The organism is Rhizobium bangladeshense (genome assembly GCF_017357245.1).
In the GTDB taxonomy this organism is placed as follows: domain Bacteria; phylum Pseudomonadota; class Alphaproteobacteria; order Rhizobiales; family Rhizobiaceae; genus Rhizobium; species Rhizobium bangladeshense.
In genome coordinates this window covers 2,151,291-2,166,124 of sequence record NZ_CP071612.1, presented here as the reverse complement: position 1 = coordinate 2,166,124, position 14,834 = coordinate 2,151,291, and the positions used below count along the sequence as shown (strand labels likewise).

14 protein-coding genes are annotated in these 14,834 nt (G+C 60.5%); 10 read left to right on the top strand and 4 right to left on the bottom strand.

What is annotated here, in order from left to right; translation table 11 throughout:
* Positions 1-126: 126 nt before the first annotated feature.
* The gene (locus J2J98_RS10570; RefSeq protein ID WP_064708928.1) at positions 127-774 is read left to right on the top strand and encodes a MarC family protein; all 648 of its coding nucleotides are present in this window, start codon (positions 127-129) and stop codon (positions 772-774) included.
* Positions 775-895: 121 nt separating this feature from the next.
* On the opposite strand, the gene J2J98_RS10565 is transcribed toward J2J98_RS10570, so the two are convergent.
* Positions 896-1,408 (bottom strand): single-stranded DNA-binding protein, encoded by a 513-nt coding sequence (locus J2J98_RS10565; protein WP_207603049.1) that lies wholly within the window; start codon positions 1,406-1,408, stop codon positions 896-898.
* Positions 1,409-1,692: 284 nt separating this feature from the next.
* Here J2J98_RS10565 and uvrA point away from each other — a divergent pair, with 284 nt between their 5' ends.
* The 3 genes from uvrA to J2J98_RS10550 are packed head-to-tail and all read left to right on the top strand — an operon-like array spanning position 1,693 to position 5,902.
* A complete protein-coding gene (gene uvrA, locus J2J98_RS10560) occupies positions 1,693-4,614 on the top strand; it encodes an excinuclease ABC subunit UvrA (RefSeq protein ID WP_207603048.1) in 2,922 nt (973 codons plus the stop codon).
* Positions 4,611-5,072, top strand: a complete 462-nt coding sequence (locus tag J2J98_RS10555; protein ID WP_207603047.1) for a GNAT family N-acetyltransferase — start codon at positions 4,611-4,613, stop codon at positions 5,070-5,072. Before uvrA ends, J2J98_RS10555 begins: the two co-directional genes overlap by 4 nt.
* A gap of 23 nt (positions 5,073-5,095) precedes the next feature.
* Entirely contained in the window at positions 5,096-5,902 is an 807-nt protein-coding gene (locus J2J98_RS10550) for a DUF72 domain-containing protein (protein ID WP_207603046.1), read from the top strand.
* 6 nt (positions 5,903-5,908) lie between these two features.
* On the opposite strand, the gene J2J98_RS10545 is transcribed toward J2J98_RS10550, so the two are convergent.
* Positions 5,909-7,381 (bottom strand): NAD(P)H-hydrate dehydratase, encoded by a 1,473-nt coding sequence (locus tag J2J98_RS10545; protein ID WP_207603045.1) that lies wholly within the window; start codon positions 7,379-7,381, stop codon positions 5,909-5,911.
* A 344-nt stretch (positions 7,382-7,725) separates the two neighbouring features.
* Between J2J98_RS10545 and J2J98_RS10540 the strand changes: the two genes are divergently transcribed.
* From J2J98_RS10540 to hspQ, 3 genes are all read left to right on the top strand, one after another.
* Positions 7,726-8,064 carry a P-II family nitrogen regulator gene (locus tag J2J98_RS10540; RefSeq protein WP_003539626.1) on the top strand — a complete coding sequence of 113 codons (339 nt, stop codon included), beginning with the start codon at positions 7,726-7,728 and terminating at the stop codon, positions 8,062-8,064.
* Positions 8,065-8,142: 78 nt separating this feature from the next.
* Positions 8,143-9,552, top strand: a complete 1,410-nt coding sequence (gene glnA, locus J2J98_RS10535) for a type I glutamate--ammonia ligase (RefSeq protein WP_064708933.1) — start codon at positions 8,143-8,145, stop codon at positions 9,550-9,552.
* Positions 9,553-9,709: 157 nt separating this feature from the next.
* The gene (gene hspQ, locus J2J98_RS10530) at positions 9,710-10,039 is read left to right on the top strand and encodes a heat shock protein HspQ (protein WP_064712799.1); all 330 of its coding nucleotides are present in this window, start codon (positions 9,710-9,712) and stop codon (positions 10,037-10,039) included.
* Between the two features lie 231 nt (positions 10,040-10,270).
* On the opposite strand, the gene J2J98_RS10525 is transcribed toward hspQ, so the two are convergent.
* Positions 10,271-10,924 (bottom strand): invasion associated locus B family protein, encoded by a 654-nt coding sequence (locus tag J2J98_RS10525; protein WP_011425368.1) that lies wholly within the window; start codon positions 10,922-10,924, stop codon positions 10,271-10,273.
* Positions 10,925-11,211: 287 nt separating this feature from the next.
* On the opposite strand from J2J98_RS10525, the gene J2J98_RS10520 reads away from it, so the two are divergent.
* The 3 genes from J2J98_RS10520 to J2J98_RS10510 all read left to right on the top strand — a co-directional run bounded on the left by J2J98_RS10520 (position 11,212) and on the right by J2J98_RS10510 (position 14,315).
* Complete coding sequence (locus J2J98_RS10520; RefSeq protein ID WP_207603044.1) at positions 11,212-13,014, top strand: extracellular solute-binding protein; 1,803 nt, start codon at positions 11,212-11,214, stop codon at positions 13,012-13,014.
* 63 nt (positions 13,015-13,077) lie between these two features.
* Positions 13,078-13,749, top strand: a complete 672-nt coding sequence (locus J2J98_RS10515; protein WP_207603043.1) for a DsbA family oxidoreductase — start codon at positions 13,078-13,080, stop codon at positions 13,747-13,749.
* 8 nt (positions 13,750-13,757) lie between these two features.
* Positions 13,758-14,315 (top strand): GrpB family protein, encoded by a 558-nt coding sequence (locus J2J98_RS10510; protein WP_207603042.1) that lies wholly within the window; start codon positions 13,758-13,760, stop codon positions 14,313-14,315.
* Between the two features lie 37 nt (positions 14,316-14,352).
* On the opposite strand, the gene J2J98_RS10505 is transcribed toward J2J98_RS10510, so the two are convergent.
* Positions 14,353-14,820: an OsmC family protein gene (locus tag J2J98_RS10505; RefSeq protein WP_138394212.1), complete on the bottom strand. Its 468-nt coding sequence runs from the start codon at positions 14,818-14,820 to the stop codon at positions 14,353-14,355.
* Positions 14,821-14,834: the final 14 nt, after the last annotated feature.

Here is a 14,834-nt window from a genome sequence, read left to right as displayed (position 1 = left end):
AAGCGTGCAGGTTTCGCGGCCGGACCGGGCAAATCCGCCGCTCGCCGTCGCGGGATATTTGCCGAATCGGAACCGGCGCTTCACAATCGTGAAAACCACGCATTCATATGATGTTTCGGAGAGACGATGGCAAGCGCCGACCAGTTGATCAACGCCTTCACGACGCTCATCGTCACCATCGACCCGCCGGGGCTCGCACCGCTCTTCCTCGGGCTGACGATCGGCATGAGCCGCGCCGAGCGCCGGCAGGTGGCGCTGCGCGGCTCGACCATCGCCTTCATCATCCTTGCCGTCTTCGCCCTGTTCGGTGCGGGCGTGCTCGGCGTGCTCGGGATCTCGATCGGCGCCTTCCGCCTAGCCGGCGGGCTCTTGCTCTTCTGGATCGCCTTCGAGATGGTGTTCGAGAAGCGGCAGGACCGTAAGGAAAAGACGACCGAGGTGGCGATCACCAGGGACCATATCGAAAATATCGCCGTCTTTCCCCTCGCCCTGCCGCTGATCGCCGGCCCCGGCGCGATCTCTGCAACCATCCTGCTTTCCGGTACGCTGGAAACCTCGGTCGAAAAAGCCCAACTGATCGGCGTCATCGCCGCCATTCTGCTGCTGACCTTCATGATGTTGCTGATCGCTGAGAGGCTCGACCGTTTCCTCGGCGTCACCGGCCGGGCGATCCTGACCCGCCTGCTCGGCGTCATCCTTGCAGCCCTTGCAGTGCAGTTCGTCGTCGATGGCGCGAAAGCGGCGCTCAATCTCATCAGCGCGACGCCTCGATGAAAACGGCGGCAGATGAACCGGGCGATCCGATTAGTTCATCTGCCTTGCCATCAAAGAAAAAGAGCATGACGCCGCGTGGACATCATGCTCTCAGATGCTCTCATAAAGCCAAGGCGGCCGATCAAAACGGAATATCGTCGTCGAGATCGCGCGAGAAGTTGCCGCCGCCACCGCCGCGGCTCGGCGCTGAGGACAGTGACGGGGCGCCGTAGTCGTCGCCGTAATCGTTATTGCTGCTGCCGCGGCCGCCGCCGAAGCCGGAGCTCGCGCCGCCGCCATCGCCGCGGCCGTCGAGCATCGTCAGCGTCGAATTGAAGCCCTGCAGCACCACTTCCGTCGAGTAGCGGTCCTGGCCCTGCTGGTCCTGCCATTTACGGGTCTGCAGCTGACCTTCGATATAGAGCTTGGCGCCCTTCTTCACATATTGCTCGACAACCTTGCAGAGGCCTTCGTTGAAGACGACGACGGTGTGCCACTCGGTCTTTTCGCGGCGTTCGCCGGAATTGCGGTCACGCCAGGTCTCCGAAGTCGCGATGCGGAGATTGGCGATCGGCCGGCCATCCTGAGTGCGGCGGATTTCGGGGTCTGCACCCACGTTTCCAACCAGAATTACCTTGTTCACGCTACCAGCCATGCTTCTCACCCTGCCTGCCGCCCTGCCCGGCGGCGTTTCAATCGATCGGCGCACCTTAAACCATCACGGACCGCCGATGCGCATGGGCGGCATTTAATCCACATGTTTATCCATCAGAAAGCCGCATGCATCCATCAGGAATTTTGTTCTTTATTTGTTCTAGTTTATCCGTATGATCCTGTCAACAGAATCGAAAACCTTGAGCCACCCAGGATATTCAGCCTCGACTCGCCCGTCGGCATCACTAAATAAGGGCTGTTATCCAGAAAACCAAAGCAGAGACGATGAGCGAACTGAAGACGATCTCCATCCGCGGCGCGCGCGAGCACAATCTGAAGAGCATCGATCTCGATCTGCCGCGCAACAAGTTGATCGTCATGACCGGGCTTTCAGGTTCCGGCAAATCTTCGCTTGCCTTCGACACCATCTATGCCGAGGGCCAGCGGCGCTATGTCGAGAGCCTGTCGGCCTATGCCCGGCAATTCCTCGAAATGATGCAGAAGCCCGACGTCGACCAGATCGACGGGCTGTCGCCTGCCATTTCGATCGAGCAGAAGACAACCTCGCGCAACCCGCGCTCGACGGTCGGCACCGTCACCGAGATCTACGACTATATGCGCCTGCTCTTTGCCCGCGTCGGCGTTCCCTATTCTCCGGCGACAGGCCTGCCGATCGAGAGCCAGACCGTCAGCCAGATGGTCGATCGCATCCTCGCTTTCGGCGAAGGCACCCGTCTTTATATTCTTGCGCCGCTCGTGCGCGGGCGCAAGGGCGAATACAAGAAGGAACTGGCGGAGCTGATGAAGAAGGGCTTCCAGCGCGTCAAGGTCGACGGCCAGTTCTACGAGATCGCCGAGGCGCCTGTTCTCGACAAGAAATACAAGCATGACATCGACGTGGTGGTCGACCGCATCGTCGTGCGCCCGGATGTGTCGGCACGACTGGCCGACAGCCTGGAAACCTGCCTGAAGCTCGCCGATGGCCTGGCGATCGCCGAATTCGCCGACAAGCCGCTGCCGCCAGAAGAGACCTCGGCCGGCGGTTCGGCCAACAAGTCGCTGAACGAGACGCATGAGCGCGTGCTGTTTTCGGAAAAATTCGCCTGCCCAGTCTCGGGCTTCACGATCCCGGAAATCGAACCCAGGCTCTTCTCCTTCAACAATCCCTTCGGCGCCTGCCCCACCTGCGACGGTCTCGGCGCCCAGCAGAAGATCGACCCCGACCTGATCGTGCCCGAACCGGAGCGGACGCTACGCGACGGTGCGATCGCGCCCTGGGCCAAGTCGACCTCACCCTATTACAACCAGACGCTGGAAGCGCTTGGCAAACATTACGGCTTCAAGCTCGGCACCCGCTGGAACGACCTGTCCGACCAGGCCAAGGATGTCATCCTCAACGGCACCGACGACAAGATCGAGTTCCACTACGCCGACGGCGCCCGCTCCTATACGACGCACAAGAATTTCGAGGGCATCATCACCAACCTCGAGCGCCGCTGGAAGGAAACCGATTCTGCCTGGGCGCGCGAGGATATCGAGCGCTTCATGTCGGCCGCCCCCTGCCCGGCCTGCAACGGCTTCCGCCTGAAGCCGGAGGCTCTGGCGGTGAAGATCAACAAGCTGCATATCGGTGAAGTGACGGGTATGTCGATCCGCGTCGCGCGCGACTGGTTCGAGGTGCTGCCGGCGACGTTCAACGCCAAGCAGAACGAGATCGCCGTCCGCATCCTGAAGGAAATTCGCGATCGGCTGCGCTTCCTCAACGATGTCGGCCTGGAATATCTGAGCCTGTCGCGCAATTCCGGCACGCTGTCGGGTGGCGAGAGCCAGCGCATCCGGCTCGCTTCGCAGATCGGTTCGGGACTAACGGGCGTGCTCTACGTGCTCGACGAGCCGTCGATCGGCCTGCATCAGCGCGACAATGCCCGACTGCTCGACACGCTGAAGCACCTGCGCGATATCGGCAACACCGTCATCGTCGTCGAACATGACGAGGATGCGATCCTGACGGCCGACGACGTGGTCGACATTGGTCCGGCCGCCGGCATCCATGGCGGCCAAGTCATCGCCCATGGCACGCCGCAGGATATCATGGACAATCCGAAGTCGCTGACCGGCAAATATCTCTCAGGCGAACTCGGCGTTCCCGTTCCCGAGCAGCGCCGCAAGCCGAAGAAGGGGCGCGAGATCAAGGTGATCGGCGCACGCGGCAACAATCTGAAGAACGTCACGGCATCGATCCCGCTTGGCGTCTTCACGGCGGTGACCGGCGTTTCCGGCGGCGGCAAGTCCACCTTCTTGATCGAGACGCTCTATAAATCGGCGGCGCGCCGCGTCATGGGCGCGCGCGAAATTCCGGCTGATCACGACCGTATCGACGGTTTCGAGCATATCGACAAAGTGATCGATATCGACCAATCGCCGATCGGCCGCACACCGCGCTCGAATCCGGCGACCTATACCGGCGCCTTCACACCCATCCGCGACTGGTTCGCCGGCCTGCCGGAAGCCAAGGCGCGCGGTTACCAGCCGGGCCGCTTCTCCTTCAATGTCAAGGGCGGTCGCTGCGAGGCGTGCCAGGGCGACGGCGTCATCAAGATCGAGATGCACTTCCTGCCCGATGTCTACGTCACATGCGACGTCTGCCACGGCAAGCGCTATAACAGGGAGACGCTCGACGTCACCTTCAAGCAGAAATCGATCGCCGACGTGCTCGACATGACGGTGGAGGAAGGCGTCGACTTCTTTGCGGCGGTACCCGCCGTGCGCGACAAGCTGCAATCGCTGAAGGATGTCGGCCTCGGCTACATCAAGGTCGGCCAGCAGGCCAATACGCTTTCGGGCGGCGAAGCGCAACGCGTCAAACTTGCCAAGGAGCTGTCGAAGCGCTCGACCGGACGCACGCTCTATATTCTCGACGAACCAACGACCGGCCTGCATTTCCACGACGTCGCCAAGCTGCTCGAAATGCTGCATGAACTGGTCAATCAGGGTAATTCCGTGGTGGTGATCGAGCACAATCTCGAAGTCATCAAGACGGCCGACTGGGTGCTCGATTTCGGCCCCGAGGGCGGTGATGGCGGCGGCGAAATCGTGGCCGTCGGCACGCCTGAGGCGATCGTCAGGGAAAAGCGTTCCTATACCGGCCAGTTCCTGAGGGAATTGCTGGAGCGTCGGCCGGCCAAGAAGGCGGTTGCGGCGGAATGACGATGAGGCTGGCGTCGCCCGGCGATCTTGAAACGATCGCGGCGCTGACGGCAGCCGCCTATCGGCCCTATACCGAACTTTTCGGCGCTCCGCCGATCCCTGTGACGGAGGACTACGGGCCGCGAATCCAACGCGGCGAGGTGTGGTTGCGGGAGGCCGGCGGCGAAGCGGCAGGCCTTGTCGTCGTCGAGCGACATCGCGATCACCTCATGTCGTTCAGCATCGCCGTCTCGCCGGCCTTTCAGGGGGCCGGGCATGGATTGGCGATGCTCAACTGGCTGGAGGGCAAGGCACTGGAGTGGGCACAGCCGGAGATCCGACTTTATACGAACGCGCTTATGGAACGGAACATCGCGCTCTACAGCGCCTTCGGCTTTCAGGAAACGGGTCGCCGGCCGAACCCTTATCGGCCAGGATGGGTTCTCGTCGACATGACGAAAGAGATCGTTGCGGCCTGAGCGGCTGCCAAAGGGAGGACGACATGACGAAATCCGGCACTATCCGCACCGGCATCGGCGGCTGGACCTTCGAGCCCTGGCGCGGGCATTTCTTTCCGGCCGAGCTCAAACAGAAGGAAGAGCTTCATTATGCCAGCCGCCAATTGAAGGTCATCGAGGTTAACGGCACCTATTACAGCACGCAAAAGCCCGCCGTCTTTGCCAAATGGGCGGCCGATGTGCCCGATGGTTTTATCTTTTCGCTGAAGGCGACCCGTTTCGTCACCAATCGGCGAGTGCTTGCGGAAGCCGGCGAATCCATGGAGCGCTTCCTCTCATCGGGCATCAGCGAACTCGGCGACCATCTCGGACCGCTGCTCTGGCAGTTCGCGCCGACCAAGAAGTTCGATCCGGAAGATTTCGAGGCTTTCCTGAAGCTGCTGCCGCAAAAGCAGGACGGACTGAAGCTCCGCCATGTGGTCGAGGTGAGGCATGACTCTTTCAAGGTGCCGGAATTCGTCGCCCTGCTTGCGAAGTATGGAGTCGCGCCGGTCTGTGCCGAACATTTCGAATATCCGATGATCGCCGATGTCACGGCCGATTTCGTCTATGCCAGGCTGCAGAAGGGATCAGATGATCTACCGACCTGCTACCCCGATAAGGAGCTGAAGGCTTGGGCAAAGCGGCTCGAGACCTGGGCCGAGGGCAAGGTCCCAGAGGATCTGCCGCTGATTGACGGGGATCGTCAGGTAAAAGCCGAGCCGCGCGACGTTTACGCCTTCATGATCCATGAGGGCAAGGTCAACGCGCCGCACGGCGCGATCGCCCTACAGAAATTGCTCGATCAATAAGCCCGGTTAAAGAGGCAATACCGCCGCCGGGAGATCTTCCGCCGTCAGCCCCTTGCCGGCGCGTTGACCTGCCGCTCCGTGCAGCCAGACGCCCGCGGCCGCGGCCTCGAAGGCCGGCAGGCCCTGAGCGAGCAAGCCGCCGATAATGCCTGCGAGCACGTCACCCGACCCGGCGGTGGCAAGCCAGGCAGGCGCATTGGTATTGATGAGCGCGCGCCCGTCCGGCGAGGCGATGACGGTATCGGCGCCCTTGTAGACGATCGCAGCATTGGCGCGGCGGGCGGCCGCTACGGCCTTGTCCACCTTTCCCAGCGCCTCGTCGCTGCCGATATCGGGAAAGAGCCGCGAGAATTCGCCCTCGTGTGGCGTCAGCACCAGACGCGGCTCGCCGCGGAAAAGGCCGAAAAGCTGCTGCGGATCGTCCTTGAAGGAAGAGATGCCGTCGGCGTCGAGCACAAGCCGGCGATCTGCAAGCGCGGTGACGAAGCCGCGGGCTCTCGCGCCGATGCCGAAACCTGGGCCGAGGACGAAGGTCTGCAACCGCTTGTCGGAGAGCCACTCTGCCAGGTCCGCCTCGTCCTCGACTGCACGCAGCATGACGGCTGTGAGATGCGCAGCATTGGCGGCCATAGCCGCTTCAGGGGCGGCGATCGTCACCAGGCCCGCGCCGGCCTTCAGGCCGGAGACCGCCGACATGCGCGCAGCCCCCGTCTTGTCGGCCTCGCCTGAAAAAACGACCAGATGACCGCGCTTGTATTTGTGGGTTTCCAGCTGCTCGGCCGGCAGCACGCCCTTCCAGGCGTCAGGTGTGTTCTCGGCGATGGCACCGCCCGCCCCGGCCCGGATGATGCGAGCGGGAATGCCGATGTCGAAGACCTCCAACTCGCCGCAAAGCTCCCTGCCCGGCATCAGGAGATGGCCGGGCTTGCGGGTCATGAAGGTGACGGTGTTGCGGGCCCGGAAGGCAGAACCTAGCACCTTGCCGGTGCGGCCATCGACGCCGGAGGGCAGATCAATTGCGAGCACTGCGATACCGGCCTCGGCGACGCGCCCGATCAAGTCAGCCACATCGGCCGGCACCGCGCGGCCGAGCCCTGCTCCGAACAGACCGTCGATGACGACGTCGCCGTCTTGCGGCCGGTAGAGGCCGATCTTTTGTCCCTCCAACAGGCAGCCGGCCCGGGCGCGGGCGGCATCGCCTTTCAGCTTTGCCGGATCGCCGAGATGAAAAAGCGCCACGGTCGCTCCGCTCTCCCGCAGATGCCTTGCCGCGACATAGGCGTCGCCCCCATTGTTGCCGGGACCGCAGAGAGCGACGAAACGCAGCGCACCCGGATAAAGCCTGAGCGCGGCGGCCGCGGCTGCAGCCCCTGCTCTTTCCATGAGGCTGAAGGAATCGATTCCGGACGCAGCCGCTGCAGCGTCGATGGCGCTCATTTCGGCAGGCTTCACCAGGAGGTCGGAGAGATAATTGCTCATCAGCCTATTCAATTCAAAAAACGCACAAAAAACAACCGTCCAGAGCGGCGCGCGAACGATCGAAAATTGTGCATATGCCTACCTTTTAACCGACTCGCAATGTTCTTCTGCAACTGGAGAAAAACCGGACTTTTTCGGCATCCGGGCGATTTTTCATTGATGATCGATGTTTTTCCACCTCTCTCTTCACCAAATCGACATCGAATTCCCCGCAGACGCGCCGGTTCGGCGAAAATCGACGTGTTTTTTCGACAAGATGGATTTTAAACTGGCACGATATCTGCATCATATCCGCGAGCGGGAACATCCCTGCCATAACAGGAGAAGCGGAGAGACATTTTCTCATGAAAAAGATCGAAGCGATCATTAAGCCTTTCAAGCTGGACGAAGTGAAGGAAGCCCTTCAGGAAGTCGGCCTGCAGGGTATTACAGTCACGGAAGCCAAGGGCTTCGGTCGTCAGAAAGGCCACACGGAACTCTACCGCGGAGCCGAATACGTCGTCGATTTCCTGCCGAAGGTGAAAGTCGAGGTGGTGCTGGCCGACGAAAACGCGGAGGCCGTCATCGACGCGATCCGCAAGGCGGCGCAGACGGGCCGCATCGGCGACGGCAAGATCTTCGTCTCCAATGTCGAAGAGGTTATCCGCATCCGTACCGGCGAGACCGGCATCGATGCCATCTGACCACTTTGCCGGGCGCGCAAAGTCCGATACCGTCACCGCGCCAACCTATTGTTATCACAAATTGGAGGAAGGTATTTAATGGCGACCGCAAGCGAAATTCTGAAGCAGATCCAGGAAAACGACGTCAAGTTCGTCGATCTGCGCTTCACCGACCCGAAGGGCAAGCTGCAGCACGTCACGATGGACGTTGCCAGCGTCGACGAGGACATGTTCGCTGACGGCGTGATGTTCGACGGCTCTTCGATCGGCGGTTGGAAGGCCATCAACGAGTCCGACATGGTGCTGATGCCCGACACCGAAACGGTGCACATGGATCCGTTCTTCGCTCAGTCGACCATGGTTATCGTCTGCGACATCCTCGATCCGGTCTCCGGCGAGGCCTATAACCGCGATCCGCGCGGCACCGCCAAAAAGGCCGAAGCCTATCTCAAGGCATCCGGCATCGGCGACACGGTTTTCGTCGGCCCGGAAGCAGAATTCTTCGTCTTCGACGACGTCAAGTACAAGGCCGATCCCTACAACACCGGCTTCAAGCTCGATTCGACCGAACTGCCGTCGAACGACGACACCGATTACGAAACCGGCAACCTCGGTCACCGCCCGCGCGTGAAGGGCGGCTATTTCCCGGTTCCGCCGGTCGACAGCGCTCAGGACATGCGTTCGGAAATGCTGACGGTGCTCGCCGAGATGGGCGTCGTCGTCGAAAAGCATCACCATGAAGTCGCCGCAGCCCAGCACGAACTCGGCATCAAGTTCGATACGCTGGTGCGCAACGCCGACAAGATGCAGATCTACAAATATGTCGTGCACCAGGTGGCGAACGCTTACGGCAAGACCGCGACCTTCATGCCTAAGCCGATCTTCGGTGACAATGGCTCGGGCATGCACGTGCACCAGTCGATCTGGAAGGGCGGCAAGCCGACTTTCGCCGGCGACGAATATGCCGGCCTCTCCGAGACCTGCCTGTTCTATATCGGCGGCATCATAAAGCACGCCAAGGCGATCAACGCCTTCACCAATCCGTCGACGAACTCCTACAAGCGTCTCGTGCCGGGTTATGAAGCGCCTGTCCTGCTCGCCTATTCGGCGCGCAACCGTTCGGCTTCCTGCCGCATTCCGTTCGGCTCCAACCCGAAGGCCAAGCGCGTCGAAGTCCGCTTCCCGGATCCGACCGCCAACCCCTACCTCGCTTTTGCGGCCATGCTGATGGCCGGCCTCGACGGCATCAAGAACAAGATCCATCCCGGCAAGGCCATGGACAAGGATCTCTACGATCTGCCGCCGAAGGAACTGAAGAAGATCCCGACCGTCTGCGGCTCGTTGCGCGAAGCGCTTGAGAGCCTCGACAAGGACCGCAAATTCCTGACAGCAGGCGGCGTCTTCGACGACGACCAGATCGATGCGTTCATCGAGCTGAAAATGGCTGAGGTGATGCGTTTCGAAATGACGCCGCATCCCGTCGAGTACGACATGTATTATTCGGCCTGATTGGCCGCGATACTGAAAGTCCCGGCTCGCCGGGGCTTTCACCTCCCCGGTCATGAACGGCAGAAGGAGGATATGACGTTCATGTGACGCCCTGGTGCAAAAATCTTGATTTGCACCGCACCAGTCACCAAATTTGGTGATGAAAGGAAGTCGTACCATGAAAGAAAGAGTAGCAAAGTTCAGTATCGGCGAAGTGGTCCGGCACAAGGTATTTCCGTTTCGCGGCGTCATCTTCGACGTTGATCCAGAGTTCGCGAATACGGAGGAGTGGTGGAATTCCATTCCTGCCGAGGTGCGGCCGAGCAAGGACCAGCCCTTCTACCACCTGCTCGCCGAAAATGACGAAAGCGAATATGTCGCTTATGTCTCCGAGCAGAACCTGGTGAATGACGAAAGCGGCACGCCGCTTCGCAACCCGCAGATTTACCAGATCTTCGATCAGGCCCCGTCAGGACAGTTCAAACCCAAGATGAGCTTCGCCCACTAGATCAGACGTGCGGAATCGATGAATCAAGGCCTCGCCTCTCCCAGCGAGGCCTTTTCTTTTAGCTTACGGTGGGGATGCACCTCATCCGCCTGCCGCCGGCGCCTCTTCCCGCTTGCGGCTGTTTACGGGGAGAGAGTTAGAGTGAGGGGCAACTCTCCGCGCAGAGCGCAGAGATTACCAACAAAAAACCCGGCACGAAGCCGGGTTTTTTGTTCAAGCCTGTCGGCCAAATCATTGCGCCTTGGCTGCCTTCTGGGCGTCTTCCAGCTTCTTGCGAGTTTCCTCGGCCTTCTTCTGCATGCTTTCCTGCAGGCTGCGCTGGGTGTCCGCGAGCTTGGATTCGGAAACCGGTTCGCCGTCATAAGCGCCGGTGAAGCCTTCGAGCGAGATCTTGATCGGGTTCGGAGCACGACGGAAGTTGATCGAAGTGAAGACCACGTCGCTGCCCTTCTTGAGGCTGGCGATCATCGCGTCGGTCAACGGAACTTCAGCCGTGCACTTGTCCGGAAGGCAGACGACATAATCGAGCTTCTGGCCCTTGCCGCCGTCGATCTGCATGCTGATGCCAGGCGGGATAAGGCGCGCGCTCTGGACCGAAACCTGCAGGAGCTTGCGGTTGATCTTGCCGGTAACCGAGATCAGGCCGACGGCCGTGACGAGCTGGCCGCCATTGGCGAGGATCAGGTTCTGGACGACGCAAACGTCATTATCTTCCTGCTTGCTACAGGTCTTGTACCAGCCGAGCTTGGGCGAGCCGACGCCCTGGGCTGGGCCCTGTGCCGCCGCATCCTGGGCGAAGGAGGAGACCGGAGCCGAAGCGGCGCCGAACATCACTGCCAGAACGGACAGTGCTGCCCGCATTTTCTTTTCAGACTTGAACATCATAACGAATTCCGTCTCCTGATATCCGTTCGGAGCAGCGACGTGCCGCCCCAACCATCGGGTCGTTCGGCACTCCACCTCACGGAAAAATAAGGCAAATGCATGACCCCGAAACTTCGGGTTCACCTGTTACATCGCAGCGTTCAAGATATCCAGCTTTTCTTTGGCAATTTAAGAGGCAATTTCACCGACAGGCCAAAGAAATCGCGCCTCCGTGTTGGAATCGGTCGACCCCATGCTAATCTCGCGATGAATCATGCACTTATTTTTCGCGGATCAAGGATTGCCGAATGCTCCGGATCATCGTCCCCCTCGTCCTCTCCTTGCTATGCGGCACCGTCGCCGCCGAGCCGCTGCACGGCATCGCGATGCATGGCGAGCCGGCCTTGCCGCCTGACTACAAGCACTTTCCCTACGTCAATCCCGACGTCAAAAAGGGCGGCAAGATCACCTATGGCGTCGTCGGCACCTTCGACAACCTTAACCCGTTCATCCTGAAGAGCATGCGCACGACGGCGCGCGGCATGTGGGATCCGGAATATGGAAACCTCGTCTACGAATCGCTGATGCAGCGCTCCCGGGACGAGCCATTCACGCTTTACGGCCTGCTTGCCGAAACGGTCGAATGGGAAGAGGACAGGAGCTTCATCCAGTTCAACCTCAATCCGAAGGCGAAATGGTCCGACGGTCAGCCGGTGACACCGGAGGACGTCATGTTCACCTTCGAGCTGATGCGTGACAAGGGTCGCGTGCCCTACTCCAACCGCCTCAACGTCGTTGCCAAGATGGAAAAGGTCGGCGAGCACAGCGTACGCTTCACGTTCAATGACAAGGCCGACCGGGAGACGCCGCTGATTTTCGGTCTCTTCCCGGTGCTGCCGAAACATGCGGTCGTTGCGGAAACGTTCGACCGCACGTCGCTGGCCCCACCGGTCGGCTCCGGGCCGTACAAGGTGAAGACGGTGAAGCCCGGCGAGAGCATCACCTATGAGCGCGATCCCAACTACTGGGGCAAAGAAATTCCGGCCAAGGTCGGCACTGACAATTACGACCAGATCACCGTTCAGTATTTCCTGCAGGACACGACGCTGTTCGAAGCCTTCAAGAAGGGCGATGTGGACATTTATCCCGACGGCAACCCCGGCCACTGGGCCAACGCGTATAATTTTCCCGCTGTCACCTCGGGAGCCGTGATCAAGGACGTGTTCACGCCGAAACTGCCGAGCGGCATGCTCGGCTTCGTGTTCAACACGCGCCGTCCGATCTTTGCGGATTCGAAGGTGCGCGAAGGCCTGTCGCTGGTATTCGATTTCGAGTGGGCGAACAAGAACCTCTACTCCGGCGCCTACAAACGCACGCAGAGCTTCTGGCAGAATTCCGAGCTTTCAAGCTTCGGCGTTCCCGCCGATGCGAGGGAGCTTGCCCTGCTCGGGCCGATAAAGAACAAAATCGCGCCGGATATTCTCGATGGCACCTATAAGCTGCCGGTCACAGACGGCTCCGGCCGTGACCGTAATGTGCTGAAACAGGCAGTCGGATTGTTGAAACAGGGCGGCTACACGATCCAGGGCGGCAGGATGCTTGACGCCTCCGGCCGCCAGCTCGCCTTCGAAATCATGACGCAGAACGCCGACCAGGAGAAGCTCGCCGTCGCCTATCAGCGTTCGCTGCAGGCGATCGGCATCGCCGCTTCAATCAGAACCGTCGACGATACGCAATATCAGAGCCGGACGAACAGTTTCGACTACGACATGATCATGAAGTCCTACACCTCGTCCTTGTCGCCTGGAAACGAGCAGCTCGGCCGCTGGTCTTCGGCTGCTCGCACACGCGAGGGTACCGACAGCTTTGCCGGCGCAAACGATCCCGATCTCGATACGCTGATCGACCATCTGCTCAGAGCGCGCTCAGCGGAGGATTTCACCGCGGCGGTCCGCTCCTATGACCGGCTGTTGCTCTCCAGCCATTACGTGCTGCCGCTTTATCATATGGACCAGCAATGGATGGCGCGCAGCAAACGCATCGGCCGTCCTGACAGCGTGCCACTCAGCGGCTATCAGCTGCCGGTATGGTGGGATGCGAGCGTGCAGTAAAAACCAGCGAACCGCCGCGCCTGATGGCAGCCGCGGAGGCGCACAGAGATAAGGAACATCATCATGGAGCGTATCACCATAGACGTCGTCTCGGATGTCGTCTGCCCCTGGTGCTATCTCGGCAAGGCGCGGCTGGAGCTCGCCATCGCCGAAGTGCAGGACGAGATCGGCGTCGACATCAACTGGCGGCCGTACCGGCTCAATCCCGAATATCCCAAGGAAGGTGTCGACCAGAAGAAGGCACTGGCAGAGAAGCTTGGCGGCGAGGAGCGCGTGGCGCAGGCGCACAAGATGCTCACCGATTACGGCCGCGAGGTCGGCATCGCCTTCGATTTCGAGGCGATCAAGATCGGTCCCAACACTCTTGACGCTCATCGGCTGATCCACTGGGCGATGATCGAAGGCCGCGAGAAGCAGGACAAGGTAGTTACGGCGCTGTTCAAGGCGAATTTCGAGGAGGGCCGCAATATCGGCGACCACGCAGTGCTGCTCGATATTGCCGAGAAAGCCGGTCTCGACCGCGCCGTCATCGCCTCGCTACTTGCTTCCGATGCCGATAGCAATTTGATCGTGGCGGAGATCGCGGCAGCGCAAGAGATGGGCGTCAACGGCGTGCCGTTCTTCATCTTCGACCAGCAATATGCCGTGAGCGGCGCCCAGACGCCTGATGTGCTGGCGAACGCATTGCGCGATATTGCCAAGGCGAAGGCCGAGGCGCGATCGGGCCTCAACTGAGTCCCGCAGTGCGGATCGAGATCGAGGCGCCGCAGCAAAGCTGGGTCGAGGAATTCACGACCCTCAAATCCGCAATCATGGGAGCAGCGCCCGTCGGGGCATATCTGCACCACATCGGCTCGACGGCGGTTTCCGGAGTTCCCGCCAAGAATATCATCGATATTCAACTGACGGTAAACGATCTCGCGGAAGTCGATCCCGACGCATTCGAAGAGGCGGGCTTCGAGCGCAGACCGATCGTCATCGATCACTGCCCTCCAGGACTTGATCTGGCGGGAGGCGAACTGCGCAAGGCCTTCTATCGCAGCAAGGGGCGTCCGGCGAATCTGCACATCCGCGAGAACGGCCGTTTCAATCAGCGATACTCTCTTCTTTGCCGCGATTTCCTGCGCGCCCATCCGATAGCGGCAAGCGCCTATGCCTTGATCAAGCAGCGGCTTGCCCAACGTTTTCCCGACGACGTCGATTTCTACTACGACATCAAGGATCCGGTGTTCGACATCATGATGGAGGGCGCCAATGAATGGGCAAAGCTGATCGGCTGGTCCGAACCGCCAGCGGATTGAAGCCGCCAAATCTGGTTTCACGCGATTTTGCGACAGCTCAGCCCAGAACCGGAACGCAGCGCACCTCGGTCTTCACCGAATTGGCGATGAAGCATTCGTCGTGAGCGCGATGATGCAGGGCCTCGAGCTCGCTCGGCGAAGGTTGCTTTTCGCCGCTGAAGACGACATGCGGCCTCAGAGTCACCACGGTCATGGCAAAACGGCCTTGGCCATTCTTCTCCATGACGCCCTCGGCGGCATCGGTGTAGCTGTCGACACAAAAGCCTTGCTTGGCGGCAATCGACAGGAACCAAAGCATATGGCAGCTGGAGAGCGAGGCGACGAAAGCCTCCTCCGGATCAACGGCGTCTTCGGCCGAATAGGGCAGCGGGACGACATGAGAGGATGAGGACGCCCTCACCTCGATACCGCCGTCGAAGGTCCAGCGATGGGCACGGCTGTAGCGGTTGTCGGTGAAAGTCTCGCCGTTCCGCTCCCAGGCGATCGTCGCGCCATATGTCGCCATACACATCTCCCTCT

Excerpts from the sequence above, each read along its gene's own strand:
- J2J98_RS10570 (WP_064708928.1), top strand. The coding sequence starts at position 127 with ATGGCAAGCGCCGACCAGTTGATCAACGCCTTCACGACGCTCATCGTC.
- J2J98_RS10565 (WP_207603049.1), bottom strand. The coding sequence starts at position 1,408 with ATGGCTGGTAGCGTGAACAAGGTAATTCTGGTTGGAAACGTGGGTGCA.
- uvrA (WP_207603048.1), top strand. The coding sequence starts at position 1,693 with ATGAGCGAACTGAAGACGATCTCCATCCGCGGCGCGCGCGAGCACAAT.
- J2J98_RS10555 (WP_207603047.1), top strand. The coding sequence starts at position 4,611 with ATGACGATGAGGCTGGCGTCGCCCGGCGATCTTGAAACGATCGCGGCG.
- J2J98_RS10550 (WP_207603046.1), top strand. The coding sequence starts at position 5,096 with ATGACGAAATCCGGCACTATCCGCACCGGCATCGGCGGCTGGACCTTC.
- J2J98_RS10545 (WP_207603045.1), bottom strand. The coding sequence starts at position 7,381 with ATGAGCAATTATCTCTCCGACCTCCTGGTGAAGCCTGCCGAAATGAGC.
- J2J98_RS10540 (WP_003539626.1), top strand. The coding sequence starts at position 7,726 with ATGAAAAAGATCGAAGCGATCATTAAGCCTTTCAAGCTGGACGAAGTG.
- glnA (WP_064708933.1), top strand. The coding sequence starts at position 8,143 with ATGGCGACCGCAAGCGAAATTCTGAAGCAGATCCAGGAAAACGACGTC.
- hspQ (WP_064712799.1), top strand. The coding sequence starts at position 9,710 with ATGAAAGAAAGAGTAGCAAAGTTCAGTATCGGCGAAGTGGTCCGGCAC.
- J2J98_RS10525 (WP_011425368.1), bottom strand. The coding sequence starts at position 10,924 with ATGATGTTCAAGTCTGAAAAGAAAATGCGGGCAGCACTGTCCGTTCTG.
- J2J98_RS10520 (WP_207603044.1), top strand. The coding sequence starts at position 11,212 with ATGCTCCGGATCATCGTCCCCCTCGTCCTCTCCTTGCTATGCGGCACC.
- J2J98_RS10515 (WP_207603043.1), top strand. The coding sequence starts at position 13,078 with ATGGAGCGTATCACCATAGACGTCGTCTCGGATGTCGTCTGCCCCTGG.
- J2J98_RS10505 (WP_138394212.1), bottom strand. The coding sequence starts at position 14,820 with ATGGCGACATATGGCGCGACGATCGCCTGGGAGCGGAACGGCGAGACT.